Origin of the sequence: Chryseobacterium sp. VAUSW3 (assembly GCF_002205795.1) — a bacterium.
Taxonomy (GTDB): Bacteria; Bacteroidota; Bacteroidia; order Flavobacteriales; family Weeksellaceae; genus Kaistella; species Kaistella yananensis.
On record NZ_NIUY01000002.1, the window covers coordinates 866,744 to 893,157 of the forward strand.

At 41.9% G+C, this 26,414-nt stretch carries 26 protein-coding genes and 1 tRNA gene; 22 read left to right on the top strand and 5 right to left on the bottom strand.

Going from position 1 to position 26,414, the window contains the following annotated elements; all coding sequences use genetic code 11:
* Window positions 1-107 precede the first annotated feature (107 nt).
* A complete protein-coding gene (locus CDW55_RS09255; RefSeq protein WP_088469446.1) occupies window positions 108-320 on the top strand; it encodes a helix-turn-helix domain-containing protein in 213 nt (70 codons plus the stop codon).
* A complete protein-coding gene (locus tag CDW55_RS09260; protein ID WP_088469447.1) occupies window positions 320-1,432 on the top strand; it encodes a hypothetical protein in 1,113 nt (370 codons plus the stop codon). Before CDW55_RS09255 ends, CDW55_RS09260 begins: the two co-directional genes overlap by 1 nt.
* On the opposite strand, the gene CDW55_RS09265 is transcribed toward CDW55_RS09260, so the two are convergent.
* Window positions 1,429-2,019: a phage N-6-adenine-methyltransferase gene (locus CDW55_RS09265; protein ID WP_228399632.1), complete on the bottom strand. Its 591-nt coding sequence runs from the start codon at window positions 2,017-2,019 to the stop codon at window positions 1,429-1,431. The two genes, CDW55_RS09260 and CDW55_RS09265, sit on opposite strands and share 4 nt — an antisense overlap.
* A 198-nt stretch (window positions 2,020-2,217) precedes the next feature.
* On the opposite strand from CDW55_RS09265, the gene CDW55_RS09270 reads away from it, so the two are divergent.
* Window positions 2,218-2,673, top strand: a complete 456-nt coding sequence (locus tag CDW55_RS09270) for a hypothetical protein (RefSeq protein ID WP_088469448.1) — start codon at window positions 2,218-2,220, stop codon at window positions 2,671-2,673.
* Window positions 2,674-2,709: 36 nt separating this feature from the next.
* Window positions 2,710-3,066 (top strand): hypothetical protein, encoded by a 357-nt coding sequence (locus tag CDW55_RS09275; RefSeq protein ID WP_088469449.1) that lies wholly within the window; start codon window positions 2,710-2,712, stop codon window positions 3,064-3,066.
* Here the strand turns inward: CDW55_RS09275 and CDW55_RS09280 are convergent.
* Complete coding sequence (locus CDW55_RS09280; protein WP_088469450.1) at window positions 3,035-3,688, bottom strand: DoxX family membrane protein; 654 nt, start codon at window positions 3,686-3,688, stop codon at window positions 3,035-3,037. The genes CDW55_RS09275 and CDW55_RS09280 overlap by 32 nt on opposite strands.
* 105 nt (window positions 3,689-3,793) lie before the next feature.
* Between CDW55_RS09280 and CDW55_RS12535 the strand changes: the two genes are divergently transcribed.
* From CDW55_RS12535 to CDW55_RS09320, 8 genes are all read left to right on the top strand, one after another.
* Entirely contained in the window at window positions 3,794-4,003 is a 210-nt protein-coding gene (locus CDW55_RS12535; RefSeq protein WP_228399633.1) for a YkvA family protein, read from the top strand.
* A gap of 281 nt (window positions 4,004-4,284) precedes the next feature.
* The gene (locus CDW55_RS09290) at window positions 4,285-5,205 is read left to right on the top strand and encodes an alpha/beta fold hydrolase (protein ID WP_143332951.1); all 921 of its coding nucleotides are present in this window, start codon (window positions 4,285-4,287) and stop codon (window positions 5,203-5,205) included.
* A gap of 42 nt (window positions 5,206-5,247) precedes the next feature.
* A complete protein-coding gene (locus tag CDW55_RS09295) occupies window positions 5,248-5,631 on the top strand; it encodes a YbbC/YhhH family protein (RefSeq protein WP_088469452.1) in 384 nt (127 codons plus the stop codon).
* A 169-nt stretch (window positions 5,632-5,800) separates the two neighbouring features.
* Window positions 5,801-8,779: an amidohydrolase family protein gene (locus tag CDW55_RS09300; RefSeq protein ID WP_088469453.1), complete on the top strand. Its 2,979-nt coding sequence runs from the start codon at window positions 5,801-5,803 to the stop codon at window positions 8,777-8,779.
* A 14-nt stretch (window positions 8,780-8,793) separates the two neighbouring features.
* Entirely contained in the window at window positions 8,794-10,077 is a 1,284-nt protein-coding gene (locus CDW55_RS09305) for an amidohydrolase family protein (protein WP_143756215.1), read from the top strand.
* Between the two features lie 267 nt (window positions 10,078-10,344).
* A complete protein-coding gene (locus tag CDW55_RS09310; protein WP_088469455.1) occupies window positions 10,345-10,644 on the top strand; it encodes a response regulator in 300 nt (99 codons plus the stop codon).
* Window positions 10,645-10,786: 142 nt separating this feature from the next.
* Window positions 10,787-12,910 carry a Tex family protein gene (locus CDW55_RS09315; RefSeq protein ID WP_088469456.1) on the top strand — a complete coding sequence of 708 codons (2,124 nt, stop codon included), beginning with the start codon at window positions 10,787-10,789 and terminating at the stop codon, window positions 12,908-12,910.
* 87 nt (window positions 12,911-12,997) lie between these two features.
* Window positions 12,998-13,699 (top strand): DUF421 domain-containing protein, encoded by a 702-nt coding sequence (locus tag CDW55_RS09320; RefSeq protein ID WP_088469457.1) that lies wholly within the window; start codon window positions 12,998-13,000, stop codon window positions 13,697-13,699.
* A gap of 118 nt (window positions 13,700-13,817) precedes the next feature.
* Here the strand turns inward: CDW55_RS09320 and CDW55_RS09325 are convergent.
* Together CDW55_RS09325 and mce are read right to left on the bottom strand one after the other, a co-directional pair.
* Window positions 13,818-13,891: transfer RNA gene (locus CDW55_RS09325), tRNA-Ile, on the bottom strand.
* 75 nt (window positions 13,892-13,966) lie between these two features.
* Complete coding sequence (mce, locus tag CDW55_RS09330) at window positions 13,967-14,365, bottom strand: methylmalonyl-CoA epimerase (RefSeq protein WP_088469458.1); 399 nt, start codon at window positions 14,363-14,365, stop codon at window positions 13,967-13,969.
* Window positions 14,366-14,456: 91 nt separating this feature from the next.
* On the opposite strand from mce, the gene rbfA reads away from it, so the two are divergent.
* The 10 genes from rbfA (at window position 14,457) to CDW55_RS09380 (ending at window position 25,668) form a co-directional block, all read left to right on the top strand.
* On the top strand, window positions 14,457-14,819 hold the full coding sequence (gene rbfA, locus CDW55_RS09335; RefSeq protein ID WP_088469459.1) for a 30S ribosome-binding factor RbfA: 363 nt from the start codon (window positions 14,457-14,459) through the stop codon (window positions 14,817-14,819).
* Window positions 14,820-14,844: 25 nt separating this feature from the next.
* The gene (locus CDW55_RS09340) at window positions 14,845-16,053 is read left to right on the top strand and encodes an ABC transporter permease (protein ID WP_088469460.1); all 1,209 of its coding nucleotides are present in this window, start codon (window positions 14,845-14,847) and stop codon (window positions 16,051-16,053) included.
* Between the two features lie 58 nt (window positions 16,054-16,111).
* Window positions 16,112-17,194 carry an endonuclease gene (locus CDW55_RS09345; RefSeq protein WP_088469461.1) on the top strand — a complete coding sequence of 361 codons (1,083 nt, stop codon included), beginning with the start codon at window positions 16,112-16,114 and terminating at the stop codon, window positions 17,192-17,194.
* Window positions 17,195-17,376: 182 nt separating this feature from the next.
* Window positions 17,377-19,422, top strand: coding sequence for an endonuclease (locus CDW55_RS09350; RefSeq protein WP_088469462.1), 2,046 nt, complete (start codon window positions 17,377-17,379; stop codon window positions 19,420-19,422).
* A 123-nt stretch (window positions 19,423-19,545) separates the two neighbouring features.
* On the top strand, window positions 19,546-20,328 hold the full coding sequence (locus CDW55_RS09355) for a TIGR00266 family protein (protein ID WP_088469463.1): 783 nt from the start codon (window positions 19,546-19,548) through the stop codon (window positions 20,326-20,328).
* Between the two features lie 221 nt (window positions 20,329-20,549).
* On the top strand, window positions 20,550-21,278 hold the full coding sequence (locus CDW55_RS09360) for a shikimate dehydrogenase family protein (RefSeq protein ID WP_088469464.1): 729 nt from the start codon (window positions 20,550-20,552) through the stop codon (window positions 21,276-21,278).
* 85 nt (window positions 21,279-21,363) lie between these two features.
* Window positions 21,364-23,367 (top strand): DUF349 domain-containing protein, encoded by a 2,004-nt coding sequence (locus CDW55_RS09365; protein WP_088469465.1) that lies wholly within the window; start codon window positions 21,364-21,366, stop codon window positions 23,365-23,367.
* A gap of 3 nt (window positions 23,368-23,370) precedes the next feature.
* The gene (locus CDW55_RS09370; protein ID WP_088469466.1) at window positions 23,371-23,970 is read left to right on the top strand and encodes a hypothetical protein; all 600 of its coding nucleotides are present in this window, start codon (window positions 23,371-23,373) and stop codon (window positions 23,968-23,970) included.
* A 70-nt stretch (window positions 23,971-24,040) separates the two neighbouring features.
* Window positions 24,041-25,063: a bifunctional diaminohydroxyphosphoribosylaminopyrimidine deaminase/5-amino-6-(5-phosphoribosylamino)uracil reductase RibD gene (gene ribD, locus CDW55_RS09375; RefSeq protein ID WP_088469467.1), complete on the top strand. Its 1,023-nt coding sequence runs from the start codon at window positions 24,041-24,043 to the stop codon at window positions 25,061-25,063.
* Between the two features lie 2 nt (window positions 25,064-25,065).
* Complete coding sequence (locus CDW55_RS09380; RefSeq protein ID WP_088469468.1) at window positions 25,066-25,668, top strand: IMPACT family protein; 603 nt, start codon at window positions 25,066-25,068, stop codon at window positions 25,666-25,668.
* A 1-nt stretch (window position 25,669) separates the two neighbouring features.
* Here the strand turns inward: CDW55_RS09380 and CDW55_RS09385 are convergent, their stop codons facing one another.
* Window positions 25,670-26,377 (bottom strand): zinc metallopeptidase, encoded by a 708-nt coding sequence (locus CDW55_RS09385; RefSeq protein WP_088469469.1) that lies wholly within the window; start codon window positions 26,375-26,377, stop codon window positions 25,670-25,672.
* Between the last annotated feature and the right edge of the window lie 37 nt (window positions 26,378-26,414).

Consider the following 26,414-nt stretch of genomic DNA (forward strand, 5'->3'; position numbering starts at 1 on the left):
AGTCAGATTTGAGTAGCGAGATATGTTTATTACATTCAAAACATGCTAACTATAGTCTGTTGCTCATTCTGTATACTACGATTAGCTTTACAAATCAACCATAAAGAATGGACGACACAAAAAAAATACTTATAGACTTTGGAAATAAAGTTAGACAACTCCGAAAGATTAAGAATATTTCGCAGGAGGAACTAGCGCACAAGGCCGATTTACATAGAACGTATATTGGGATGATTGAAAGAGCAGAAAAAAATATCACTCTTATAAATGTGCAAAAAATGGCCAATGCTCTGGAGGTGGATATTAAAGAATTATTTTAATGGCATTATCAAATATTTTTAAGTTTACGCAAGGATTAGGACAGGGAGGTCATCAGATTGGCAGAAAGGTGGGAGATGCCATCGAAATTCTAATTTTGGGACTACTACACAGCAACAGCGATCTTACTCGTTTTCTAGTTGTTGAAGATGGGGTTGAAGGAGCAACATCAGCAAAACACAAAGTAGAATTCTCTTTCTACAATTTAGATACCGAGGGAACACCTTTAAAAAGCACATCTGAGCAACTTTTTGGCATAATAGAATGTAAAAAGGTTGGAGTTGAACAAACTATAAAACAAAGCTTCAAAGTATTTAATGCTGCGAATCCTCAATTTGATATTTCCGAAGGTTATAGTTTCGTAATGTCTCCAACTTGTCGCTCATACAAATGGCTTATCCATGTCAATGCCATCAACGATGGGTCAGAGAATAACATCAAAATAAAGGTTAATAAAATAATTTCCCCAGAACACATTGAAACCACAGAGCACATAATACAAGTTGAGGCAGGAACTCAAATTTTATTTGCGACGGATATTTCGAATAACTTCCATCTGAAATTCTCAAATGAATCGCTCTCAGAAATAGAAGACCCATTAAATAAATGTATAATTCTTCAGATAATAACGGTTACAGATAATCAGATAAAGAAAATTAATGTAAACGAGGCACTTGCAGGTCCCCAAACCCCAGAGAAAGCAAAACAAGCTAGCTTTGTATCATTAGACGTACGCAAAAAGGTGCTCGGTTCATTTGATAAAAATGGTGATGATAGCTTCATCTCCGTACTAGTAATAGGGGAAGCAGGTCACTGGGAAGAGAAATCCCGCTCAATGGTTAGATTGTGTAACGATCATAATTTATACATTCCAGATGAAATCATAGTTTCTTTATTTACATCATTTAAAGAAAAATTTGGAGATCGGTACCAATCATTAATCACAAAATCAAACTATCTTTTTAATGACGACGTGAAAAATGCGGTAGATGAATTACTTACAGCAAACGATTTCAAAATTTTAAGAGAACTAGACACAGACTCATATGTTAAATTTGCTTATTTAAATTCAGACGGAAAAAACAAACTCAGAATAATTCCTTTTGAAAATTAATCATTAGTAAACTGCAAAGTCAAATTATTATCAATACCTATTGGTAAATCTCTCAGAGGCCTTATATCTATAACAGCTCCATACTTTAAAAAATGATTAAAGAAATCATCATATCTTTCACCCCAATAAATTAAGCAACAAGACATTGGCGCACCCTTTCCAGTATCTTTACCATCTTCCAAAAATTTAAGTCTTGTATCGTATAATAAGCAAATCGCCGATGCTTTAGGGTACACATAGTTTTTCCAATGTCCAGTATTAGTAGCAACCGGCACTAATGCTATTACTTCAGACCCATGTATTTCTGAAGCATCACTACATCTTTTCAACCAATTTTTTATCGTGGTCTTTCGTACCTTATCCGAACCGTATGGCGGATTGACATAGATTGTAGGAAAATTCCACGAATCAAATAAGCCATCATTTTGCGGCAGAATGTATTCTACATTAGCATTTACTATCGAATATTTGTTAGAACATGGATCCAATGCAATATTCCCATTAAAAAAATCCTTCACGGCTTTAACATACTTTTTCGGTGTGCCCCAACTCTGACTTTGTGTATTTTGTGTTCTTCCTGCACTCATAACAAAAATGATAATTATAGTATGCAAATATAATTAAAATATTCTGACAATACAAAATTGTTTTTAAAAGTAAATAGCAGTCAAAAGCATAGAAATCACCCCCAGCTGCGCAAAGTCCCCGGTGAGCAAAGTCTCCTGACTTTTCGCCCACCATGTAAAACCACAGACTTTGAACCTTCTAAAAAATCATATTAGCATATGAAGAAAAACATAAAGTCTCTACTAAGAAAGACTTTAATCACCTTATTGATCGTCTTTGGTTTAACCGACTTTTACTGCCAGAATACCTTACTGAAAGATATAGAGGCCGCGAAGCTTCTTTCAAGAAGTGTTACCCAGGATTTCCGGGATAATAAAATTGAAGAAGCCTTCAATATCCTCAGTCCGTATTGGCCACTGCCGGTGAATGAAATTAATAACCTGAAGACCCAAACCATACAGTCTGTTAATCTGATTTCCGAGCGTTACGGGAAAGCGGAATCTATTGTAAAAGTTTCGGAACAAAATATTAAAGATGCAGGGTTTCGGGAAACTTACCTGGTGAAATTTGAATATACTGCCATCAGATTAATATTTACCTACTACAAAAACAGCAAAGGCTGGCTAATTAACGGTTTCAAATGGGATTCGGATTTTGATGAGGAATTTAAATAATCACGTTGGCAAACCCATCCAATCTTATTTCATTAGATGAAAGATTCAAAAGAAAACACCCACACCCCCAATCATATTTCAGAAGAGGAAAGAATGAAATGCATCCTCTTTGCGGCTGCACTGCTTATATACGGCACCTACGGATGGTTTAATGATGATATTTATATTCCCGGAAAACGCGGGAGGGGCATACACTTCCACGGTGCTGCCTGCACGCTGATTTACGGTGCTTTTATTTTTGGTGCGGCTAATTTTATTTCGGTTATCGTAGATCACTACGATAAAAGGAATAACGAAACGAACTATCAGAAGTTTGCAAAAGTGACCAGAATCATTGGGCTTACCTTACTGTTCCTGGGATTTATTGTTTCGTTTGTTGCATCGTGGGATTGATGTTTTCAATGAACTTTCTCCCCTTTTTATATCTTTTATAGGCAATTCTATTGGAGACGACAAAGGTGATCACCACCATTACAGCGCTAATCTTCGGAAACAGACGGTCAGCAGGAAAGGCAGACATAGCGAGAATAAATACGAAATAGATGATGCCTGCGGCCTGCCATAGGCGGTCCGGATCGGGGTATAGGGTGATCTTTGGCGCGGTGTTGTAGGCAAAGATCCCTTTCAGCTTCTGATAATCCCAGACGAGCAATACGGTGCAGGCCAAAAGCATGAGTGACGTAATGACCCAGGTACCTTTAAAGGACAGACTGACGGTAATCAACCAGATATTAACAATAAGGCTGTAATAGACGACTGCACCTAAGGTAGCGAATCTTTGGGTCATCAACAGTAAAGCCGCAAGAACCTGTGCTACTCCTATGAAATTATAATAGATGCCGGACTGATAAAGTCCTTCGAAAAAGAACCCGATGGGGTGATCTGTTGAAATCTGGGTAAATCTGTTGCCTACAATTTTGGTAAGCCCGGAAGGCAGGAAAGCTACGCCTAACAGATAGCGCAGATGGATAATGAGCCATTGATTCAGCTTGTGGGTTCTCAGTTTTTCGTACACGGTTATTGTTTTTTAATCAGTAAGGGAGATTATTGTTTTGTTACACATTTGATCCGTTGATTTTTTGTTGCATTAAATGGAACAGAATTCGTTACTTTAAAGTTCATGTTGCAGAAGCTCAAAGAGAACGTAAAAAAACTGAAGCAGGAAACGGTTCCCATTTACCACGCACTCTTCGACCCCCGCACACCACTTTCAGCCAAGATCGTGGCCGGTCTCACCATAGCCTATCTGCTGAGTCCCATAGATCTGATTCCGGATTTCATCCCCGTTCTCGGTCTGCTGCATGACCTCATTATTGTTCCTGCTCATTAAAACAACTTTAAGTCTGATTCCAGAATACGTAATTGCCGATATTAAAACGAAAATCAACAGCAACCAAAAACTGCCGACAAAATGGTATTACGCCCTGCCCATTGTTCTGCTGTATGGCTATCGCCTTTTTGTGATGTTCAGGTATGCGGGGCGGTGGTTTGATTTTTAAGTGACGGTTCTCAAAGCTTTCTCTATTATTTTTTTTGTTTGATCCTGTAACAAAAAAAACCGGAGGTGCTACCAATCGCTGTATAAAAACTAAAACTAATAACCATTCTTCTATGATAACAAAGTACCTCCCCGCAGTATTGATTGTACTGGCGCAGTTATTCTTAGCCCAAACGATTTCTAAAAAAGCAGAAACTACTACCCCCTTTTTCACTGAAACTTCCGACGGTACCAAACTTTTTACCAAAGTTTCGGGCACTCGCGACCTTTGCATTTATGTGCACGGCGGCCCCGGCATGTGGAGCGATTCCTTCGAAAACCTGAAAGGCAACCGTTTGGAAACCCACCTCAAAATGGTGTATTACGACCAGCGCGGCAGCGGGCGTTCCGGAGCCTCAGCAACCAATGATTATTCCGTAAACCGCATGGTGGAGGATATTGAAGATATCCGTAAAAAGCTGGGCGCAGCCAAGGTATATTTTATGGCGCACTCTTTCGGCGGGATTATCGCAACCAGCTACGCAGCGAAATACGGCAGCCATCTGAAAGGTTTAATCCTGGTAAGCAGTACACTTTACCTCAACGATTCGGTGATGAGTCAGGTTTCGTATGCCAACCAACTTACCGGAAGCAAAATTGAAATTAAGGACGGACAGTACATGCCCGCATTGGGTGAAGCCATGGGCAAACTGAATGAGAAAGGTCTGATGTACAAACTCCTGACCGACAGCCAGCAGAACATGGATACGCTGAATAAAATTGATGAGAAAAGACCGGAAGAAAACGGCTTCCGGAATAACGTATGGAACATCAGTGAATACTATGGGGATTTTACCAAACTGACACCCGGGATTAAAGTCCCTGTCTTGGTAGTGACCGGAACGCAGGATCATGCTGTAGGTCCGGAGCATTATAAACTGTTTAAATTCCCGAACCAGCGCGTGGCGAAAATCAACGGCGGGCATTTGCTCTACTACGAAAATAATGAGGAGTTTGTGAAAAGTGTATTTTCTTTCATAAAAAAAGAACGCTAACTTTGAGCGGATTGAATAAAATGTATCAATTAAGACAATACTATGAAAATGAAAAGAGCAGTGATATTTTTGATACTCATGGTTATGGGAATAGCGGTGTACAGAGCATTTTTCAGTACAGACCGATATACGGCGCTGAATCAGCAGGTTAGCAACTGCGACGGCTGCACTGTTAAAAATGAAGAAACCGCTGTTGATATCGCTGAAGAAATTTTATTCAAAACATATGGCAAATCTCACATCAAGAATCAAAGACCCTATGAGATTAAGCTTTTAGGAAATAAAGTATGGTCCCTTAAAGGAAGTTTACATCAACGTACACTGGAAAAGTTTCTCTCTGGCGGAATGCCTAAATTGGGAGGAACATTTGAGATTGATATTGATCCCCGTGACGGAAAGATTTTAAAAATCATCCATTATAAATAGTCAGTAAACCACCCACTTCTGCTACTGGCAAGTGATTTATCAATACAAATATTTACAAAAAACACCCAACCGCACAAAAAAATGCGGTTATTTTTATGAATAAGCAGCTTTAAATCCTAAATATTTATAAATTTACCGGTTTAACCAATAATCAGAAAACCTATACTTCATGTTAAAGAAATTACTCTCGGTGGTTTCGGTCGGGATTATAGTGTCAGGCTCGGCGCAGGTCGGCTTCTGGCCTAATGATACCAAAGGAAAAGACCGCAGTGTGTACGCCGTAAAAAACATTACGCTGTACCAGGATTACAGAAGAAAAGTAGATAATGCCGTGCTGGTATTCCAGGAAGGCAAAATAGTGGCTTCCGGCAAAGTTAGCATCCCGAAAAATGCGGTGGTGATCGATGGACGCGGAGCTTTTGTATATCCCTCATTTATCGATCCTTATGCAAACATTGGCGTAGAGAAGGCCAAACGCAACGATTACAATCCCGGCAGCACCTATCTGCCTACCGATGCTACCTCAGCAGCATATAATGATGCCGTAAAAGCTGATACCCGTGCCGTGAGCAGTTTTACCAACCAAAGCAAGGATTTTCAGGACTACCTGAAGCAGGGCTTCGGAGCGGCACTGAGTTTTAATGAAGACGGAATCGTGCGCGGTTCTGCGGTCCTGATTACCCTGGGCGAAGGGCTTTCCTCAGAAAAAGTAATTAAGGAAGATGCCGGCCTCATGCTCTCCTTCAGCAAAGGAAGTTCTCGCCAGGCCTACCCTTCTTCCCTCGTAGGATCGGTGGCACTGCTCCGCCAGCTTTATCTGGATGCCGACTGGTACGCAAAATCCGGTTATCTGGAAAACAAGAACACCAACCTCGAAGCCTTTAACCGCTACCGTAAACTCCCGACCATTATAGAAACTTCTGAAAAATGGGATGTACTGCGTGCCGATGCCATCGGTGACGAAGCGGCCACACAGTTTGTGTTTGTAGGTTCGGGAACCGAGTACCAGCGCGCAAAAGAAATGAAAGCCACCAACGGAACCTTCATCCTTCCGCTGGAATATCCTAAACCGTTCCAGAGTCAGGATCTCATGAATGTGGAGGATCTGGATGTAGCAGATTTGAAACACTGGGAACTGGCGCCGTACAACGCCGTATATCTGGCGAAAGAAAAAGTGCCTTTTGCGCTCACCATGTCCAGACTCAAAGATAAAAATGCCTTTCTGGACCGCATCCGTGACCTGCATAAAAAAGGGTTGAGCAAGGAAGAAATCCTGCAGTCCCTTACAGAAAAGCCTGCACAGATTCTTCAGGTCAGCTCGCTCGGAAATCTTAATAAAGGTTCTATGGCGAATTTCATCATTGTTTCTGACGACCTTTTTACGAAAGAGTCCGTCATTTATGAAAACTGGGTTTCCGGAAAGCAGAACATCATCACCCGAATGCCCGATACCGACGTACGCGGCGATTATCAGGTACAGCTTAATAACCAGACCTATGACGTGAAGATCAAAGGTAAAATCACAAAGCCTGAAGCAGAAATCATTCAGAACGACAAAAAAGGGAAAGCAAAACTGGCGGTAGCCGATTATAAAATGGCGCTCGAACTGAAACTGCCCAATGATACCGTGCAGAATTACCGGTTGATGCTTCCGCTAACCGACTATAAAAACCGCACCACCGTGGCAACAGACAAAGACGGCAGAAGTGTTCCGCTGACCATCCGTTTTGTTAAAGCCTATGAACCTGAAGAAAAGAAAGAGGAGAAAGCCAAAAACGATGAACCGGGGAAAATCTGGTATCCGTTTTCTGCGTTCGGTGCGGAAGCGCTTCCTACCCAGCAGGATTATTTGATTAAAAATGCTACCGTATGGACCAACAGTGCAAAAGGCATCATTAAAAATGCCGATGTAAAAGTCTCCAAAGGTAAAATTGTACAGGTAGGAACCGGACTTTCTTCTGGAAACACCACAGTAATCGACGGCAGCAATCTTCACCTCACCAGCGGAATCATCGATGAACACACGCATATCGGGCTTGCACGCGGCGTAAACGAAGCCGGAACCAACAACTCCGGAGAAGTGCGCATGAGCGATGCCATAGACCCTGATGATGTAAACTTCTACCGCCAGCTTGCCGGTGGTGTTACGGCAGCACAGCAGCTTCACGGTTCAGCCAATCCGGTGGGCGGACAGTCGTCGATGGTGAAATTCAAATGGGGCGAAGATCCAAAAGACATGCTGTTCCCCGGAGCAAAACCTTATATTAAATTCGCTTTGGGCGAAAACGTGAAGCAAAGCAACTGGGGCAATAATCCGAACCGATTCCCGCAATCGAGAGGAGGTGTGGAACAGGCCTTCGACTTCTGGTTTACCCGCGCGCTGGAATATGAAAAGGAAAAAAGCACCAATAAAAACTTCCGTAAAGATCTCCGTTTGGAGACCATGCTCGAAATCCTGAAAAGCAACCGCTTCATTACCTGCCACTCTTATGTACAGAGCGAAATCAACATGCTGATGGATGTGGCCGACCGTTTCGATTTCCGCGTTCAGACTTTCACCCACATTCTTGAAGGCTATAAAGTAGCCGACAAAATGAAAAAGCACGGCGCCAACGCCTCTACCTTCTCCGACTGGTGGGCGTATAAGGAAGAAGTTCGCGAAGCCATCCCTTACAACGCGGCACTTCTGCTGCAGGCGGGCGTAAATGTGGCAATCAATTCTGATGACGCGGAAATGGCAAGAAGACTCAACCAGGAAGCGGGTAAAGCAGTGAAATACGGAAATGTTCCCCAGGAAGAAGCGTGGAAAATGGTAACCTTAAATCCGGCGAAAATGCTTCAGATCGACCATAGAGTGGGAAGTATTGAACCCGGCAAAGACGCTGATCTTGTGCTCTGGACGGATAATCCTTTAAGTATTTACGCTACCGTGGATAAAACTTTTGTAGACGGAATTCTGTATTTCGATGCCGCACAGCAGCAACGCAAAGACCAGATGGTGAAAGACGAGAAAAACAGAATCATCCAGAAAATGCTCTTCTCAGAAGATGCCGGAAAAGGCAACACCCAGAGCGCCGAGAAAAAACAGCGCATCCTCTACCACTGCGACACGCTGCAAGGTGAAGAACATGAGTCACATTCACACTAAACTAAAATCAAAACATGAAAAAGTCTTTATATAAAATATTATCATTCTCCGTCTGCATTTCGGGGATGGTGGCTGCACAGCGGCCGGCTCCGGCACCTAAGCAGTCGGCACCCATAGCGATTACAGGCGCTACAATACATACCGCGACAGGAGCCGTGCTTCCTAACGCCTCCATTATTTTCGACAAAGGAAAAATCACAGGCATCAACACCCCGGTTCCTGCAAACGCAAAAGTCATTAACGCCACCGGAAAACATGTCTATCCGGGTTTCATCCTCGTCAATAATTCTCTCGGTTTGGTGGAAGTTTCGGCAACCAAAGCCACGGTGGATTTTGTGGAGTCTAATGGATTTGTTCCGGAAGTGCGCACCCTCATCGCTTTCAATACCGACAGCCATGTGATTCCTACCGTACGTACCAACGGAGTGCTGCTCACCCAGCCTGTTCTGGGGAACGGAATCCTTAAAGGAACCTCTTCTGTGATGCACCTCGACGGCTGGAATTGGCAGGATGCCGTAGTTGCCACCGATAACGTGCTGCACCTCACCTGGCCTGAACACCGGAAATCGACAGATGAAAAGCGCAATAAGGAAATGAAGGAACGCCGGGACGCCAATCTGAACGAACTGAAAACCCTCTTCGCGAGAGCGAAAGCCTATCAGCCCAAAACAGGAATTAAAGATTATAAACTCGAAGCGATTGCGCCCGTATTGAGCGGAGACAAGATCCTGTTTGCAGAGGTTGCAGGAGCGAATGAAGCTCTGGAAGTCATCAAATTCGTACAGGATTACAGCGTAAAGAAAACAGTACTTTTAGGAAACTCCGGTTTGGAAAGTGTTTTGGATGAAATCAAAAGAAGTGGCATGCCGCTCATCATCACCAACCCGCACTCGCTGCCGCCTAACGAATCTACCTCGCCGCGGCTTCCTTATGAATTCGCGAAAAAAGTAGCAGACCAAGGAATTCTTCATGGCCTGGATTACAGCGCCAGAAAAGATTTCTCCGATTCCAGAAACCTGCCTTTCCTCGCCGGAACTACCGCTGCCTACGGATTGGATAAGGAAAAAGCATTGCAGAGCATCACCCTGAATATTGCCAAAATCCTCGGCATCGACAAGGATTACGGAAGTCTGGAAGTAGGCAAAAGCGCCACCCTCTTCATCTCCGACGGCGACGCGCTGGACCAGCTGACGAATAATGTCACCGAAGCATTTATCGATGGCCGCCAGATCGACCTCAACAACCAGCAAAAGGAACTCTACAAGCGGTATAAAGAAAAATATTCCGGAGTGGAATAATAATCTTAAAACATACCACCGTCCTCTTACTTTGCCAAAGTTTTAGTCACCATGAAAATCACTTTGGCAAAGTTGATAAGATAAGCCGGATAAAGAAAATACTCAGCATAGGAATAATAGTTTTTAATTTTTCAGACGCTGTCAAAGTCCACCATTTTGACAGCGTTTTTTTTAAATCAGTGACAACGTTTGAATTAAAAATGAGCACAACATTCCACGTCTGGCATAATTTTTTATTGCAGTTTCATAACTTACTGAAAATGAATTATGAAAAGCAAGATCCTCATCCTCGACAATAAAATATATTCCCTCTCGAAAATTTCAAACTTTCTGAAGCAGAAGAAATTCGAGGTCGTAAAGCCTACCGAGACCCAAAGCGTCTTCAACATCTGTACTAAAGCGGATTTGGATGCCGTGATCATCGATTTGCGTCTGTTTGGTGAAAAGTCCAATAACTTCATCCAGAATCTGAAGGAAAATGTACTGCCGGAACATGTGAAACTCATCACCATTTCCGACCGAACTTCTACCCGACAGGTCTTTGATAAAATCACCGTTAACAGTTGATTTGAAAACTGCCTGTATTCGCTGATGCTGAGGTTAGCGTTTCAAACCTCCAACCAAAACCTGTATTCGGGACCGCTTTTAACCCCTCTATATTTGAGTCATTCCGGGAAATCTCCCTATTTTAGCAACCTCAAAAATTGCTATGACTTCTACTTCCTATATTCAGAAAACCCTTCAGATCCCCGAAAACAGCATCAGCGCAACGCTTAAACTGCTGAACGAAGACTGCACCATTCCCTTCATTTCACGCTACCGGAAAGATGCCACCGGAAATCTGGATGAGGTACAGATCGAACAAATCGCTAAACTCAACAATCAGTTTGAAGAACTCATCAAACGGAAAGAAAGCATCCTGAAATCCATTGAAGAGCAGCATGCACTCACCCCGGATTTAAAACAGCGCATAGAAACAAGTTTCGATATTCAGGAACTTGAAGACCTTTATCTTCCTTTTAAAAAACGCAGAAAAACCAAAGCTGATGCCGCGAAAGAAAAAGGTCTGGAACCATTGGCTAAAATCATCATGAGCCAGAAAGCGGGTAATCTGGATTTTCTCGCCTCCAAATACCTCAATGACTCGGTTGCCACGGAAGAAGAAGCTTTACAGGGCGCACGGGACATCATGGCAGAGTGGATCAACGAAAACATGTATGTAAGGAAAAACCTGCGCAGGCTCTTCCAGCGTAAAGCAGTGATTATTTCAAAAGTTGTGAAAGCGAAGAAAGAGGACGAAGCCGCACAGAAATTCGCCCAGTATTTCGACTGGGAAGAAAGCCTCAACCGTATTCCCTCCCACCGGCTTCTGGCTATGCTGCGTGCCGAAGCGGAAGGTTTCGTGAAAACCAGCGTCAATATTGATAAAGACGAAGCCCTCGACCTCATCGAAAATGCCGTCATTAAATCAAACAGCGACTGTGCCGACCAAATCGCGCTGGCCATTAAAGACAGCTATAAAAGACTTTTGGAACCGGCCATTTCAAATGAAACTTTGCAGGAAGCCAAACAAAAAGCCGACATTAAAGCCATTGATATCTTTTCTGAAAATCTAAGGCAGCTTTTACTCGCTCCGCCTTTGGGAGAAAAAAGAATTCTGGCAATTGATCCGGGTTACCGTAGCGGCTGTAAGGTAGTTTGTCTCGACGAAAAAGGTGACCTGCTGCACAACGAAACCATTTATCCGCACGCCCCACAGAATGAAACAGGCATGGCCATGAAGAAAATCCGCTCCATGGTCAATGCCTATAATATTCAGGCGATCTCGATTGGAAATGGCACCGCAAGCCGCGAAACCGAATTCTTTATCAAGAAAATCGCTTTCGATACGCCGCCACAGGTTTTCGTGGTGTCGGAAGCGGGTGCGTCTGTTTACTCAGCGAGTAAAATCGCAAGAGATGAGTTCCCGAATTATGATGTAACCGTTCGTGGTGCGGTTTCCATCGGCAGAAGACTCTCTGATCCGTTGGCTGAACTCGTAAAGATTGATGCGAAATCCATCGGCGTCGGACAATACCAGCACGATGTGGACCAAACTTTACTTAAAAATGAGCTGGACACTACCGTGATGAAATGTGTGAACGCAGTGGGAATCAATCTCAACACAGCAAGCAAATCCCTGTTGAGTTACGTCTCCGGAATCGGGGAAAAGATGGCAGAAAACATCTTGAATTACCGTGCAGAAAACGGCGCGTTTGAAGACCGCAAACAACTGAAAAAAGTTCCGAGACTAGGTGAAAAGGCGTATCAACAGGCAGCAGCCTTCATTAGAATTGCCAATGGAAAAAACCCGCTCGACAATTCCGCGGTACATCCGGAAGCTTATCCAATTGTTGAAAAAATGGCAAAAGATTTAGGAATTAAAACTATCGACCTCATCGCCAATAAAGAAAAAATTGCATTGATTAGTCCTGAAAAATATGTCACAGAAACTGTTGGAATTTTAGGAATTAAAGATATCCTGAAAGAACTTGAAAAACCCGGCTTAGATCCGAGGAAAGCTGCCAAAATCTTTGAGTTTGACCCGAGCGTTAAAAGCATTAAAGATTTGAAAACCGGAATGATCCTTCCCGGCATCGTAAACAACATCACGGCATTCGGCTGCTTTGTGGACCTTGGGATAAAGGAAAGCGGACTGGTGCACATCTCTCAGCTGAAAGACGGTTTTGTTTCCGATGTGAATGAGGTGGTGAAACTTCATCAGCACGTTCAGGTTAGGGTGACAGAAGTGGATGAGGCAAGGAAGAGGGTGCAGCTGAGTATGATTCTTTAACAGAGGAAACGCTTCACCTCGTTCAATTCAGACCGTTCAGTGCTCAGGTAGGCATCATTTTGGCTTCAGCTGAACAAACAGTAAAAAATGAATCACATGATTACCATCGACTGGTCCGCCCTGTTTCTCGGCACTGAAGACTGGTCTTTTCTCACCGAAGTTGCGCTCCGGACTTTCATTATGTTCCTGATTATCATCATCGGATTGCGGTTCATGGGGAAACGTGGGGTAAAGCAGCTGTCGGTCGTTGAACTGGTGGTGATCCTCGGTCTGGGTTCTGCAGCCGGCGATCCCATGTTTTATAAAGAGGTCGGACTTGCCTTCACGATACTCGTTTTTCTCATTATTATTGTCCTCTACGCGGCACTCACCTACATCGTGGGAAAATCTAAAAAAGTCGAAAATCTGCTGGAAGGAAAACCGGTATGCCTTATTCAGGACGGTGTTTTTGTCCTGGAAAACTTTAAAAAAGAAAATCTCGGAAGCGACGAATTCTTTGCTGAACTCAGGTTGAAGGGTATTTCTCACCTTGGCCAGGTGGAGGCCGCCATTGAAGAGACTTCAGGCGAATTAAGCGTCTTTTATTATTCAGACGCAGAAATCAAACCCGGACTTTCTGTAATGCCCGACTCCTTGAACAACCCCCTGAAAAGAATTGATGCAGCCGGCCATTACTCATGTATTTTCTGCGCCTACACCGAACATAAAACTTCAGCATCATCGCTCGTCTGTCCCAAGTGTAAAAAAAAGGAATGGGTAAAAGCTACCAGTAAGAAAAGAATCAGTTAAAAAAGTGGTCACACTGAACGCCTACTGCTCCTACCATTTTCCTACACAGAGGACATTGTGCACACACTTTCTGTTCAACGAAAAAAAAAATTCCGCAAACAGGTTGCGGAATTTCAAGTGGCCCAGCTTGGGCTCGAACCAAGGACTTGCTGATTATGAGTCAGCTACTCTAACCAGCTGAGTTACAAGGCCAGAAAACAAAAGGATCAAAACCCTCTGTTTTGCGAGTGTGCAAATGTAAATATTTTTTTGAAATTCTAAAAGTTTTTAAGGCTTTTCCTGACATAATTCTACCAAAACACCGTTCGTCGACTTCGGATGAAGAAAAACCACCAGTTTATTGTCGGCTCCGTCTTTGGGCTCTTCAGAAATAAAAATGAATCCTTCTTCCTTTAATCTTTCGATTTCGGTATAAATATTTTCAACTCCAAAAGCGATGTGGTGAATTCCTTCCCCTTTTTTATCGAGAAATTTGGCAATGGGACTTTCTGGATTGGTGGCTTCCAGAAGTTCAATTTTACTTTCGCCAACTTCGTAGAAAGAGGTGGTAACACCTTCGCGCTCCACCGATTCCTGCTTATAAAATCCTTTTCCTAAAAGCCGGGCAAATAGATTATCGGAGGTTTCTAAAGATTTTACGGCAATACCGAGGTGTTCAATTTTCATAATATTCTTGTTTGAGTGGCCAGCATTGATTCTTCAGATTTCCAGATTCGCTCTTCCATTTTATTTCAAACAAAAATAGTAAATTTGCGGCATGAACGAAAGTAACAGACAAAGAAAAGTAGCCCAGATTATACAGGAGGATTTCGCTGAATACTTCCGCAAACAGGCCAAGGAAAGCAAGCAGACTTTTTTGGTAACCGTTTCGGATGTGAAGGTAACGGCAGATTTAAGCATCGCTAAAATCTATCTAAGCATATTCCCGCAGGAATTCCGCACTCAGATTATGAAGGAAATTAACGAAAACAAAGCGCAGTACAGAAATTTCATGGGGCAGAAAATGGGGAAACAGGTAAGAATTATTCCTGAAATCAATTTTTATCTGGATACCACGCTGGATGATGTGGAACGAATTGAACGCGAACTGAAAGGTGAAGGCGACAACCCGGTACTCTAATTAAAATTCAGTTAAATTCTTTTCCTTGCGAAACACTCCCCTTTACATAGCGACACGGTATCTTCTGGCCAAAAAAGGAAGCACAGCGGTAACATTCATTACTTGGCTGGCTGCGTTGGCTATGATGGTTGCGGTAACGGCAATGTTCATCATCATATCCGTATTCTCGGGACTTGAGGATCTTAACAGAGACCTTATTGCAAATCTTCACGCAGATATTACGGTGAAAAGCAATGAGGGGAAAACGCTCCCTTCGATCGACAAAGCCACCAAAATCCTGAGTGAAAATAAGGAAATCGCACACTTTTCGAAAGTAATTGAAGAGCGCGTGTATATCAACTTCCGCGAAAACGGGGATATCGCAAACCTGCGTGGCGTAGATTCTGCCTATATCTTCGTAAACCCCATCGATAAGAACATTTTCTACGGCACCTATCCTAGTTTTAAATATTCCAACGAAGTATTGCTGGAAAATAAACTCGATAATCGCCTCGCCATTCCCATAGGCGAAAGTTCGGATTTTGCCAGTCTGATGATGCCCAAATCCGGCACCGGAATCATAAGCAAAGAAGAAGACATCTTCAACAAAAGGGAAATTTTTGTCTCCGGAGTTTTCCCCGGTAACGACCAGCTCGACAATACCATTATCTCCCCCATTGAACTGACGAGAGAACTGCTTGATCTGCCAAAAAAATCGGCATATAAAATCGTAATTAAACTCAGAAACCCTGAGTTGACGGATGCAGTAAAAGATCAGCTGAAGGAAAAACTGGGCAGAAAATATATTGTAACAACCAAATCTGAGGAAAATGCCGCTTTCTGGAAAATGATTAATACAGAGAAACTCTTTATTTACCTCATCTTCAGTCTGGTTATTTTTATTACCACCTTCAATCTGGCAGGCGCAATCATCATTCTTCAACTCGACAAAAAAGAGCAGGCAAAATCACTCATTTCTTTGGGAATGAATTTAAGATCATTGCGCAACATCTATTTCTACACCGGTCTCTTAATCGTATTTTTCGGTATTGTGAGCGGATTGGTTCTGGGTACGGCCATCAGTTATTTCCAGATCAGCACAGGTTTCTTCAAAGCCGGCGCAGGAACCGAACTGGCTTTTCCGGTTCGCATCCGCCTGATTAACTATCTTATTGTAGGTGCTACAGCAGCGGTTTTCGGCTTCATGGTTTCCTGGATTTTCTCAAAAATCAATAAGTCTTATTTTACTGCCTGATAAGGATTTAGCGTTATAATTTTTTCTACCTTTGCCTCCTTAAATTTTACTTCAGCACATGAAAAATTCTACTATTTTACTCATCACGCTTTTCGCTGTGAGTTTCGGAAACGCGCAGATTCCGGCCGGATATTACGATGCAGCCACGGGATTAACCGGGTATTCTCTGAAAACAAAACTCAAGGAAATTGTAACCAACGGTCATCAGGACAATGGTTACGGAGGCCTTTGGGAAGCTTACAAAGTTGGTGATTTGGACAAATTTTACGAAAAAGACAATACCATTCTGGACATTTATTCCGAAAAACCTGCAGGTCCCGATGCTTACAGCTATACCCCGGGAACCAACCAGTGTGGAAACTATAATGCTGAAGGGCAGTGCTACAACCGAGAACATGTTTTCCCTCAGGGATTCTTTAATGAAGGTGCGCCGATGAAGAATGATTATCTACATGTATTGCCTACAGATGGATCAGTAAACGGCATGAGAAACAATTATCCGTTCGGGACTGTAGGAACCGCTTCATATACTTCAACCAACGGATCCAAACGTGGAGTAAGCAACTTCCCAGGTTTTGCAGGAATTGTATTTGAACCGATTGATGAATTTAAAGGTGATGTTGCCAGAAGTTTGCTCTATTTTATCACAAGATACGAAGACCAACTGCCGGAATTTAATTATAACGATGTAAACAATCCACAGGACGGCAGCAAAAACCGTGGCTTCGACCAGTGGTATATCAATCTGCTGATGTTGTGGCACCAAAATGACCCTGTTTCGCCAAAAGAAATTGCAAGAAATAACTACGCCTATGTATATCAGAAAAACAGAAATCCTTATATCGACCATCCGGAATATGTTGCCATGATCTGGACCTCAACCCTGGGTACCGATGAAAATACGGCGAAAAAAGACACATTGAAAATCTCCCAGAACCCCGTTCGCAACGGCGCACTTACCGTAAGTGGAGACAATATGGCGAAGATTTCTTCTGTTCAGATTATTTCAATCTCGGGACAGGTGGTGCAAACCATCAGTGAACCTTTTAAGAATTCAAATAAAATTATTTTAAAAAGCACAGCAAAGGGTGTTTATTTCCTGAAAACTGCAGACCAGACTTTGAAGTTTATTGTAGAATAAATTCAGATAAAGATCACAATAATTACAAACCGGCAGCATCTGCCGGTTTTTTATTTTGTTCATTCATAAAGCAAGTTCTTTTAAAAATCCTTATTTAATCGCGTAAAATAGTGTGGATAACAATCTATTCTTCCGATTTGATTTTTTTATAACTTTACCCTCCCAATTTTATTTTAATTTACATGAAAAAATTCACCACTCTTTTACTTGGCTTCATGTTTTCTCTTGCTCTCGCTCAGGCACCTGCAGGATATTACAATGGCACCGAAGGCTTAACCGGCGCCGCACTGAAAACAAAACTCAGCGCGATTATTACTGCCGGACATAAAGACAACGGGTACGACGGTCTGTACAACGGATATCCAACAACAGATTCCGACCACTTTTATGAAAACGACGGAACCGTGCTCGATATGTATTCAGAGAATCCAGCCGGAACGGATCCTTATACGTACAGACACGGAATTAAAAAATGCGGCAACTACAGTGTGGAAGGCGACTGCTACAACCGCGAACATGTAGTTCCCCAAAGTTTCTTCAACCAGCAGGCACCTATGCGCGGCGATATCCATTTCGTACGGCCAACCGACGGAAAAGTGAATGGAATGCGAAGCAACTACCCTTTCGGGGCTGTTAACAATCCTTCTTTCACGTCGAAAAATGGGACCAAAGTAGGACCCAGCAGTTCACCGGGTTACGGAGGAACCGTTGCTGAGCCTATTGATGAATTTAAAGGTGATATCGCCCGAATGATTTTTTATTTCGTGACAAGATATGAGAGCAGGTTGTCATCTTTCTCTACCGGAAACATGCTGGGCGGTTCCGCATACCCTGGTTTACAGGCGTGGGAAAGAGATGTACTGCTTGCATGGTCTACTCAGGATCCTGTTTCACCGACAGAAATCGAGCGGAACAACGCTTCTTATATTTTCCAAAAAAACAGAAATCCGTTTATTGACCACCCGGAATGGGTTCAGCTGATTTGGGGAAGCCAGACTTTGGATACTCAGGCACCTTCTGCTCCTACAAATTTAGCAGTAGTTTCCACAACCACCGCTTCAGCTAATCTGAGCTGGACTGCTTCAACAGACAATGTAGGTGTTTCATATTATAAAATCTTTGTAAACGGAAGCTTCCACAGCAACTCCAATGTACCAACAGCTACAGTTTCTGGACTTGCCCAGGGAACAACCTACAACTTCTACGTGATCGCAGTAGATGCAGCAAACAATGCCTCAGCGCAAAGCAATACCGCCACCGGTACAACGTTGACTGATACACAGGCGCCAACAGCTCCGCTAAATCTAACCGTGAGTTCAGTCGGATCAAATAATATCGCAGTACAGTGGACAGCCGCTACGGACAATGTAGGAGTAACATCTTATGATATTTATGTAAACGGAGAGCTTATGGGATCTACAAGTTCAACTTCCACGAACATTGCTAACTTAAATCCGTTAACCACTTATTCTATTTATATTATAGCTAAAGATGCCGCAGGAAATGTTTCGCCTCAAAGTAATACGGTTACTGCTACCACTACAGCACTAAGCGCAAACTGCGGTGACGAAAACTTCGAAACCATACCTCCAAGTTCTTCCAATTACTCTACGTATAACTGGACGAGCAACGGAATTTCATGGACATCTGAAGACTCCAGAACCGACCAGACGATTAACGGAAGAGCCATCACTATTAGAGACGGTTTTGTTACAGCACTTTCAGTTCCAAACGGAATCGGTAACCTAAAAGTAACAACTCAACTTAAATTTTCCGGCTCAGCAGGGACTTTAAAAATCTTTGTTAACGGTACAGATACAGGTAAAACAGTTCCATACAGTTCTACAGTTACCACCACAACAGTAACAGATATTAACGTACCCGGTCCTGTAGAAATTACACTTCAGAACTCAAGCACCACAAACAGAGTGGCAATTGATGACATGAGCTGGACCTGTTATGCACCCTCTGCCGGTGTAAACGAAAGCTCTGCAAGTAAAAATGCGATCAGCATCTATCCAAACCCTGTGAAGAACGGTGAAGTAAATGTAAGCGGTAAAAACCTGTCTGAAATTAAAACCGCACAAATTTTTGATTTCACAGGAAAACTGGTGCAGAGCATTGCGCAGCCTTTTAAAAACTCAGGAAAGATTGCTTTAAAAAATCTGCCGAAAGGCGTTTACATCCTGAAAGCAGGAAACAGCACTGCCAAATTTATTGTAGAGTAATTTTCGGAACTCCATTCAAAACTAAATGCCGGAAGAAAAATCTTCCGGTTTTTTTCAACCGGGACTGCTTAAAGTAACAATTAACCCTTATGCAATACTAATAACTGAAAAATAATTTTAAAAATGAACAACCACGAAATCGACTACAAAATTCACGGCGAAGAAATGCAGTGTGTAGAAATAGAACTGGATCCCAATGAAAGCGTAATCTCCGAACCCGGAAGTTTTATGATGATGACTGAAGGAATTACCATGGAAACACTCTTTGGTGACGGGACAGAAAAAGGATTGATGGGCAAGCTGTTTTCTGCCGGAAAAAGAATGCTTACCGGCGAAAACCTTTTCATGACGGTTTTTACCAATACATCATCACAGAAAAGACAGGTTAATTTTGCGGCACCGTATTCTGGTAAAATCATTCCGCTGGATCTTTCCGAACTTGGCGGTAAAGTAATTTGCCAGAAAGACAGCTTCCTGTGTGCCGCAAAAGGCGTTTCTGTAGGAATTGAACTTCAGAAAAAACTCGGGACCGGCATTTTCGGTGGTGAAGGATTCATCATGCAAAAGCTGGAAGGCGACGGGATGACTTTTGTTCACAGCGGCGGACATGTCATTGAAAAAGAACTGCAGCCCGGAGAAATCTTAAAAATCGATACCGGCTGCATCGTGGCATTCACCAAAGAAGTGCAGTATGACATTCAGTTTGTAGGAGGTATAAAAAACTCGATTTTCGGAGGCGAAGGTCTTTTCTTTGCACAGCTTCGCGGTCCAGGAAAAGTGTGGATACAGACCCTTCCAATCGCAAGACTTGCGAGCAGAATATTGCAGTTTGGCACCACGAAAAAAGGAGAACAGGGCAGCATCCTCGGCGGTTTAGGAAACCTTCTGGACGGCGACGGATTATAAACACTTAGAGGAAATCTGATTTCCATCAGAGGGCAGGAATACTCTTCCTGCCTTTTTGCATCCCGGTATTACCACGGGAAGAACGTTTAGATTTTATTCTTAGAAATACTTAAATAGTTGAAGAAGAAACAACAGTGAATTTAAAAAAAACAGATATAACTCATAAATAAAATTATTCCTGAAATAGCAATTCTTCAAAGCGCATTCATTATTTTTGGAGCATGGAAGAGCAAAAAAAGTTTGGAATCATTGGGCGGAACATTTCCTACTCTTTTTCCAAGAAATATTTCGAAGATAAATTTCAGCGGCTGATGCTGAAGAATCATTTTTACGACGTATATGATCTGCAGGATCTGTCGGAAATCGAAACTTTATTTAAAACCCAAAACCTGGTTGGACTGAATGTTACGATTCCTTTCAAAGAAAAAATAGTTCCCTACCTGGACGAACTCAGTGATGAGGCAGAAAAAACAGGTGCGGTAAACTGCATTTTCATTAAAGATCAGATAAAAAAAGGATTTAATACCGATGTTTTCGGATTCGAAAAAACACTTTTGCTTCACCGTAAAGATTTTCAGGATGCGGCGCTGGTTTTAGGTAATGGCGGCGCAGCAAAAGCGGTACAGTATGTTCTTGAAAAAAATAACATTCCTTATCAAACTGTTTCGCGAAACGGGGACTTAAATTTCGCAAATGTAACGGAAGAAATGGTTTCTAAAAACCGTCTTATTATCCAGTGCACTCCGGTGGGTACCTTTCCGAATGTGGATGACTGCCTGGATTTTGCTTTCAATGGAATCACCGATCAGCACCTTGTTATCGACCTGATTTACAATCCAAATTATACCAGTTTTATTAAAAAATCTTCTGAAAAAGGAGCCAAAACAGTGAACGGTTTCTATATGCTTGAACAGCAGGCAGAAAAAAACTGGGAAATTTGGAACTTTTAAAAAAAATAAGTTAAATTAGTGCTCTGTTTAACGTCAAAATTCCGGTAATAAAGTTTTGCCGCACAATTCTAATAACAAGTTTGCTATGATCACAGAAGATTCAGTCTCTGACAACAATGAAAAAAAACCACTTCATGAAGAGGTTTCCCAGGAAAATGGTTCCGAAAACACAACAGAAGTAAACACAGATGCCCTGGCAGAAACTCCTGTAGAGCAATCGCCTGAACAACCTGCGGGTAAAAATTCAGAAATTTCGACAGAAGAAGTTTTACAGGATAAACCGGAACACCAGGCCGATGTAGACACACAGAAATCTGCAGAAACAGCACCTGACGAAAAAGTACTCTCAGAAATCGATCCTGAAAAAGCTGATGAAGGCGAACCCCATGAAGATCATCATGAAGAAGTTTTGGAATCTGTTGCACATTTAACGTTACCCGAAATCCTTAAAGAAATGGAAGCCATCATCAATAAAGAAGATGCTGGTGTACATTTCAGAACTTTCAATCATTTGAAAGAACAGGCAAATCACTATATTCAAGACGAAACAGAAGATCAGAAAAGCGAGTTCATCGCGGCAGGAAATGCGGCGGAAGATTTCCACTTCCAGCACCCAGATCTTTCCAGACTTGCCGGCCTCATTACAATTTTCCGCGAGAAAAACAATGAGTACAGCAAAAAACAGGAAGAACAACACACAAAAAACCTGGAAGAAAGACAGCAGATTATTGAAAAACTTAAAAATCTGTATTCCAATACCGAAGCCGGAACCAACCTCTTTAAAGCCATCCGCGAAATAAAAGAAGCCTGGAAAAATGCCGGGCAGGTCGCTAAATCCGAGTTCAAACTGCTCAACAACAATTATTTTCATCATCTGAACCAATTCTATCAGATGTTGGATATGAATAAAGAATATATGGAGCAGGAATTTGCCCATAATCTGGAAAAACGCCAGCATATCATAGAGCGTGCAAAACAGCTGGAAACCGAACCTGCGGTACAGAAAGCACTGAATGAACTGCAGTATCTGCACAAACTCTGGAAAGAAGAAGCCGAACCGGTTGCTGAAGAATTCCGTGAAAAAACCTGGGAAGAATTCAAGGAAATTTCCAATAAAATTCATGAAAGAAAATCTGAACTTTCGGCTCAGATTGATGAAGAACAGAACGCCAACCTCGAGAAGAAAAATAAAATCATCGAGCAAATAAAAAAACTTGCTGCCCCGGAAAAAGAACCCAACCACAGCTACTGGCAAAATTCAATTAAAAAAATTGAGGAATTAAGGAGCGAATTCCTGAAGCTTGGAAGTGTTCCGCGAAAAGTTTCCAACCAGAATTGGAACGATTTCAAACTTCATTTAAGGAATTTCAACACCGTAAAAAACGAATTTTATAAAGGACTGAAAAGTTCGCAGCATACCAATCTGGAGGAAAAACTGAAACTGATACAGACCGCCAAAGACAACAGCCTTTCTGAAGACTGGGAAACTGCGGTGCCTCTCTTCAAAAAGCTTCAGGATGACTGGAAGAAAATCGGCCACGTCCCGCGCAGTATGACCAATAAAGTGTGGGATGAATTCCGTGAAGCCTGCAACGCTTTTTTCAATAATTATAGAGAAAAAAACAATGCAGTAAACGACAACTGGAAAGAAAACTACAAGAATAAAAAACAGCTTCTTGAGGAACTGAAAGCGATTTCTGATGAAGAAGGAAGTGTAGAAAAAATTGAACACATAAAAACAAGCTGGAATAATATAGGCAAAGTACCGCGCGAAAAATTATCCATCAACAGCGAATTCAACAAAACACTGAGAGAAAAACTGAAACTCAACAAAATTCACGAATATGATCTGAAAGAAGAAGGTCTTTCTGAAAACCAGCTTACAGACAAAGCCCGGAAAATTAAAAACCAGATTGCAGATCTGGAAGCAGAAATCGTAAAGATGGAAAACAATGTCGGCTTTTTCAGCAATTCTTCGCGAACCAATCCTTTACTGAAGGATACTTTCGAGAAAATCGATGAGAAAAAATCTCAGCTCGAAGCCATGAAACAGAGCCTTCACAAAATCCTTTCAGGCGAAAACCAGTAAAAAATGTTTAAAAAAATATTCTTAGCACTCTTCATCAGTTCTTTCTCATTTTCCAACGCGCAGGAAAACGAAATGAGCATTCTTTCGTTTCCGAATCCGATTGAATATGACGGGACCGAATTTTATATCACCCAATCGAAACAGCGCTCCAAAACCCTTTTCCAGGAACAGTACATTCCGAGAGACGAAAACCTGCAGAATTTCAACCAACTCCTGGATTTTTCTTTTTTCAATAAAGAAATCGAAACGGAACTTGCGGTGAGACAAAAGGTTGAATCGGTGCAGCAGCGGGAGAAAAAAGATAAATTCGCTAAAGTTAACGTGACCGAAAGTCCGGACGGCAAAGAGTTTATCGTAGATTATTTTATTTCTGAAGCTCCCGAAAACGGCGATTCTTATATTGAATATAATATTTACCGTTTCAAAAATATGGAGAATGGAGGCCAGAAAAGTTTCCTGATCATGTCGTACGCAAAAAGAATGTACGGAGATCTGAAATCTGCCGCAAAAGCACTGGCAAAACAGCGCGACCATTTGATGGCAACAATGATCGAGTATAAAATTCCGGAAATAAAAGTTGCCCAGCCCAATCCCGGAAAATGAATACAACCACTACAAATAAACACCCGGCAACTGTTGGGTGTTTTTAGTTATCAAAACTTGAAATCCAACGATGACCGACGAAATATACATGAAACGCTGCATTGACCTGGCAAAAAAAGCTGTGGGATACACTTATCCCAATCCTTTGGTAGGAAGCGTTATTGTTCATAACGGCCTTATAATTGGTGAAGGTTTTCATCAAAAGGCAGGAGAAAACCATGCAGAAATCAACGCAGTTAATTCGGTAAAAAACAAAGCATTATTAAAAGAAGCCACGATTTATGTGTCGCTGGAACCCTGCGCTCATTTCGGAAAAACACCGCCGTGTGCGAATAAAATAACCGAAACCGGATTTAAAAAAGTGGTCATCGGCACCCTGGATTCTCATGAAAAAGTGAATGGAAAAGGAAAAATGATGATTGAAAATGCCGGAATCGAAGTGATTTCCGGAGTTTTAGAAACTGAATGCCAGGAACTGAATAAAAGATTTTTTACGTTTCACCAGAAAAAAAGACCATTCATCATTCTGAAATGGGCAGAGTCGGGAGACGGATTTCTGGATAAAGATTTTAAACCTACCCAAATCGGAAACAGTTTGACCAAACAGTTTGTTCATCAGTTAAGAAGTGAAGAACACGCAATTTTGGTGGGAACAAATACAGCATTAACAGATAATCCCGGGCTAACGACAAGGGAAATTACAGGAAGAAATCCCGTAAGAATTTTGATTGATTTTGATCTGAAGGTTCCTGAAAACTTTAATATTTACAATAACGAAGCGCCAACTTTAGTGTTCAATGGGGTAAAAGATTCAGAAGAAAGTAACATAAAATTAATCAAAATTAAAAAGGAAAACTTTCTTGAAAATTTAATGCAAAAACTTTATGAAAATCAAATACAGTCGGTGATTGTTGAAGGCGGAAGTTTTACACTTCAACAGTTTATCGATGCAGAGATTTGGGACGAAGCGATTATCATTAAAAATGAAAACCTGAAGTTGACCAACGGAACAAAAGCACCTGAATTTCATCACGGAGATTTCGAAACAAAAAATTTCAGAGACAATATCATTGAATTTCATAAAAACTTCTAAACTTGGAATTTTCTTTCAATACTATAAAATCACCTGTAGAAAACATTCTTTTAAAAGAAAAAGGAAGCAAATTCATCGGTTTTGCCTTTCCTGTTGATGATGAAGCAGAACTGAAGAAAAGTTTAGAAAAAATACGCGAAGAACACCCGAAAGCTACGCATCACTGCTACGCCTACCGGCTTGGCATAAAAGGTGAAAATTACCGCGCTAATGACGACGGCGAACCTTCCGGAAGCGCAGGCCTGCCAATTTACAATCAACTTTTGGCTCACGAAATAACGAATGTTTTAGTTATTGTGGTTCGGTATTACGGCGGAACAAAACTTGGCGTTTCCGGTCTCGTAAAAACGTATAAAGAGTCTGCAAAAATTACATTGGAGGAAGCAGAAATCGTTAAAAAGGAACTGGAGTCTGAGATTGAAATAAGCTTCGGCTTCAGTCAACAAAACCAAATCTTTACTTTACTCAGTAAATTCGATGGAAGAATTCTGGACTTTCTGTCCGATGAGAAATGTATCATCACCGCTAAAATAAAAACTTCCATAAAAGAAAACATCTCGGAACAACTGTCCGAGATGCAAAATATTTCTTTCCGGTTTAACTAGGTTAATCTCTCCTGCCCATAAGCATCGATGCCCAATACAGCAGCTGTGCCAAAGAACCGAGTGCTGCAACCAGATAAGTTCTTGCTGCCCAAGTTAATGAATCCTTTACCCCAACATATTCTTCTGAAGTAACTGTTCCGGTGTCTTTCAACCATTTCATTGCTCTGTTACTTGCATCATATTCCACCGGCAAAGTCACGAAAGCGAAAAGGGTGGTAACGGCGAACATAGCAACACCAATCGCGAGCACCGTCGTATTTCCGTTCGGATTTTCTATGGTTTGCGTTGCACTCATCAGCACAATACCCGCTATTAATACAAACTGCATGAGGTTTGAACTGATGCTTACAATCGGAACGAGTTTGGAACGAAGCTGAAGCATCGAATATCCTACAGCATGCTGTACCGCGTGTCCGCACTCGTGTGCTGCAACTGCGGCTGCTGCGGCGTTGCGCTGCATATAAACTCCTTCTGAAAGATTCACTGTTTTGTTTACCGGATTATAATGGTCGGTAAGTTGTCCGGGTACTGAAATTACCTGTACATCGTGTATTCCGTTATCTCTCAACATTTTTTCCGCCACTTCTTTTCCGGACATTCCGTTTCTTAAATGAACCTGAGAATAGTGCTCGAATTTAGATTTCAATCTTGCTGACACCAACCAACTTACAAGCATCGAGAGTCCAATAATTAGATAATAACCTGTCATTTTTTCTTTTTATTTATTAAATGTTCAAACTGTAATT

What these genes read in the sequence shown, in the direction of transcription:
- CDW55_RS09260 (WP_088469447.1), top strand. Translation starts at nt 320, where the DNA reads ATGGCATTATCAAATATTTTTAAGTTTACGCAAGGATTAGGACAGGGA.
- CDW55_RS09365 (WP_088469465.1), top strand. Translation starts at nt 21,364, where the DNA reads ATGATCACAGAAGATTCAGTCTCTGACAACAATGAAAAAAAACCACTT.
- ribD (WP_088469467.1), top strand. Translation starts at nt 24,041, where the DNA reads ATGACCGACGAAATATACATGAAACGCTGCATTGACCTGGCAAAAAAA.
- CDW55_RS09355 (WP_088469463.1), top strand. Translation starts at nt 19,546, where the DNA reads ATGAACAACCACGAAATCGACTACAAAATTCACGGCGAAGAAATGCAG.
- CDW55_RS09295 (WP_088469452.1), top strand. Translation starts at nt 5,248, where the DNA reads ATGAAAATGAAAAGAGCAGTGATATTTTTGATACTCATGGTTATGGGA.
- CDW55_RS09320 (WP_088469457.1), top strand. Translation starts at nt 12,998, where the DNA reads ATGAATCACATGATTACCATCGACTGGTCCGCCCTGTTTCTCGGCACT.
- CDW55_RS09310 (WP_088469455.1), top strand. Translation starts at nt 10,345, where the DNA reads ATGAAAAGCAAGATCCTCATCCTCGACAATAAAATATATTCCCTCTCG.
- CDW55_RS09305 (WP_143756215.1), top strand. Translation starts at nt 8,794, where the DNA reads ATGAAAAAGTCTTTATATAAAATATTATCATTCTCCGTCTGCATTTCG.
- CDW55_RS09345 (WP_088469461.1), top strand. Translation starts at nt 16,112, where the DNA reads ATGAAAAATTCTACTATTTTACTCATCACGCTTTTCGCTGTGAGTTTC.
- CDW55_RS09275 (WP_088469449.1), top strand. Translation starts at nt 2,710, where the DNA reads ATGAAAGATTCAAAAGAAAACACCCACACCCCCAATCATATTTCAGAA.
- CDW55_RS09270 (WP_088469448.1), top strand. Translation starts at nt 2,218, where the DNA reads ATGAAGAAAAACATAAAGTCTCTACTAAGAAAGACTTTAATCACCTTA.
- CDW55_RS09300 (WP_088469453.1), top strand. Translation starts at nt 5,801, where the DNA reads ATGTTAAAGAAATTACTCTCGGTGGTTTCGGTCGGGATTATAGTGTCA.
- CDW55_RS09385 (WP_088469469.1), bottom strand. Translation starts at nt 26,377, where the DNA reads ATGACAGGTTATTATCTAATTATTGGACTCTCGATGCTTGTAAGTTGG.
- CDW55_RS09290 (WP_143332951.1), top strand. Translation starts at nt 4,285, where the DNA reads ATGATAACAAAGTACCTCCCCGCAGTATTGATTGTACTGGCGCAGTTA.
- CDW55_RS09350 (WP_088469462.1), top strand. Translation starts at nt 17,377, where the DNA reads ATGAAAAAATTCACCACTCTTTTACTTGGCTTCATGTTTTCTCTTGCT.
- CDW55_RS09370 (WP_088469466.1), top strand. Translation starts at nt 23,371, where the DNA reads ATGTTTAAAAAAATATTCTTAGCACTCTTCATCAGTTCTTTCTCATTT.
- CDW55_RS09360 (WP_088469464.1), top strand. Translation starts at nt 20,550, where the DNA reads ATGGAAGAGCAAAAAAAGTTTGGAATCATTGGGCGGAACATTTCCTAC.
- rbfA (WP_088469459.1), top strand. Translation starts at nt 14,457, where the DNA reads ATGAACGAAAGTAACAGACAAAGAAAAGTAGCCCAGATTATACAGGAG.
- CDW55_RS09315 (WP_088469456.1), top strand. Translation starts at nt 10,787, where the DNA reads ATGACTTCTACTTCCTATATTCAGAAAACCCTTCAGATCCCCGAAAAC.
- mce (WP_088469458.1), bottom strand. Translation starts at nt 14,365, where the DNA reads ATGAAAATTGAACACCTCGGTATTGCCGTAAAATCTTTAGAAACCTCC.
- CDW55_RS09265 (WP_228399632.1), bottom strand. Translation starts at nt 2,019, where the DNA reads ATGAGTGCAGGAAGAACACAAAATACACAAAGTCAGAGTTGGGGCACA.
- CDW55_RS12535 (WP_228399633.1), top strand. Translation starts at nt 3,794, where the DNA reads ATGTTGCAGAAGCTCAAAGAGAACGTAAAAAAACTGAAGCAGGAAACG.
- CDW55_RS09255 (WP_088469446.1), top strand. Translation starts at nt 108, where the DNA reads ATGGACGACACAAAAAAAATACTTATAGACTTTGGAAATAAAGTTAGA.